We start from the raw sequence: 1,470 nt of genomic DNA, 5'->3' as shown, positions 1-1,470 counted from the left end.
GGCGAGCGAGGTGGTTGCGCCGCTCTCCTCCAGCTCCTGCTGCTTGTCCTCATCGCGGATGAGGATCTCCCCCTCGCCCACCGTGGCGCGGGTTACGCCGCCTTCCACAGAGCGCAGATCAACAGTTGGCGCGAACGCTGTGCCGGTAGTCGTGAAGTTTGCATCGATTGTCGGAGGTGCCGGGGCTGTGTAAGTCAGATTGACAGGCTCAACGCTCAGCTCCTACTGAACAAGCGGATAGCTTGCATGCACCCAAACTCCGGTCGTTGCCAAGCCAACGCTTGTTGCCAACACGGCGATGAGCAGCGCAAGCATGGTTGGGATCAGGTCGCGGAGAAAAGTCATGCGAGTTTCATGTTCTGGCAGAATATCAAGCAACAGGTTCGAAAAACTTGTCCATTTTTAGGAACTGTTGGGGTAAAATATCTGACTGTATCTTATTATCTAGCAGGTGAACAACGAACTCGACAAAGCCTAGCTCTGATATTTCTTCCTGAGCTTGATCTGAACCCATTACCCCAACGCACCATTTATCCGCCGGTCCGCCGTTCATAATCCACACAAAAGTATCGCCGTTGTCCGTAACAGCCCAAGGCAAAAATGAATCTACTGATGGGAATGCAGGACGCGCATAGTCAGCTGGAAAGTCTTGCTTCAGTTCTTCATAGCTGTATTGAAAATATCGAATTGCCTCGCCGTTCAAACTCCGATTGGCGGACCTTGGGTTAAAAATCCACAAAAACCCTCCGATAGAACCTGTACCATATGTGGAGACGAATTTTTTGTAGCCGGTAGGGAACTCAATTCCGAAGTCACGTTCGATTGCATCCCAATCAAGTTGATCTGTCTCCTTAGGTGCACTTGGTCCTGCCAAACGCGCTGTGATTTCTGCAAAATCCATTACTGCAATCCATTTACGTTAGGTATAGAAACGTCCAAGTCGAAGCCATTTGAACCACGCACAGTCAGTGTTACTCCAGTAGGCATCGGATTGCTGCCAGTATAAACCGGAATAGCCCTGAAATTTACGGTTTCGCCATTCCTAACCGCAGCCTGAACTTGGCGCTCAAACGAAGACATATTCGGATGATTAGCGTTACGCTGAAATAGCGTGACAAGATTACGTGCTTCGTCCCCAGCGCCACCCAGCATACGAGCAAGCAAATGTCCTCGCGCATGATTAGAGCCAGCGCCTTCAAAACCAGGTGGTCTAATAGATGGATTTGCTGGTGTGCCTGTACCTAGTGAACCCGGCGTAATCGTTGAAACCACGCCTGTTGGTCTACCAAACTCATCCAAGTCACCCAAAATCGTGTTTGCTGGTGTTGAAGCTGTCGGGCGAGCAAGGTTCGGATACGACACTCCTGTATCTGGGCCATTTGGCGTGTCAACAACGTTCTTCAGAGATTTCGGCAGCCGTGTGGTGGTGAACGCGGTACCGCTGGCAGCCAGCGCTGACAAGTCCATGGC

3 protein-coding genes are annotated in these 1,470 nt (G+C 51.0%); all 3 read right to left on the bottom strand.

The genetic code is table 11. The features are described 5' to 3' along the window. Positions 1–222 precede the first annotated feature (222 nt). On the bottom strand, positions 223–345 hold the full coding sequence (locus tag G512_RS23065) for a hypothetical protein (protein ID WP_265596922.1): 123 nt from the start codon (positions 343–345) through the stop codon (positions 223–225). A gap of 25 nt (positions 346–370) precedes the next feature. Then, positions 371–901: an SMI1/KNR4 family protein gene (locus G512_RS21305; RefSeq protein ID WP_051269408.1), complete on the bottom strand. Its 531-nt coding sequence runs from the start codon at positions 899–901 to the stop codon at positions 371–373. Then, the coding region (locus G512_RS22445; RefSeq protein WP_208975030.1) for a DNA/RNA non-specific endonuclease at positions 901–1,470 on the bottom strand (570 nt) is incomplete at its 5' end. The genes G512_RS21305 and G512_RS22445, both read right to left, overlap by 1 nt.

The sequence above is a fragment of the Pseudovibrio exalbescens DSM 16456 genome (assembly GCF_000422785.1).
Lineage (GTDB): Bacteria > Pseudomonadota > Alphaproteobacteria > Rhizobiales > Stappiaceae > Pseudovibrio > Pseudovibrio exalbescens.
Note: the sequence above shows the minus strand (reverse complement) of the source record. Positions and strands in the feature narration are given on the sequence as shown.

What these genes read in the sequence shown, in the direction of transcription:
- G512_RS21305 (WP_051269408.1), bottom strand. Translation starts at nt 901, where the DNA reads ATGGATTTTGCAGAAATCACAGCGCGTTTGGCAGGACCAAGTGCACCT.
- G512_RS23065 (WP_265596922.1), bottom strand. Translation starts at nt 345, where the DNA reads ATGACTTTTCTCCGCGACCTGATCCCAACCATGCTTGCGCTGCTCATC.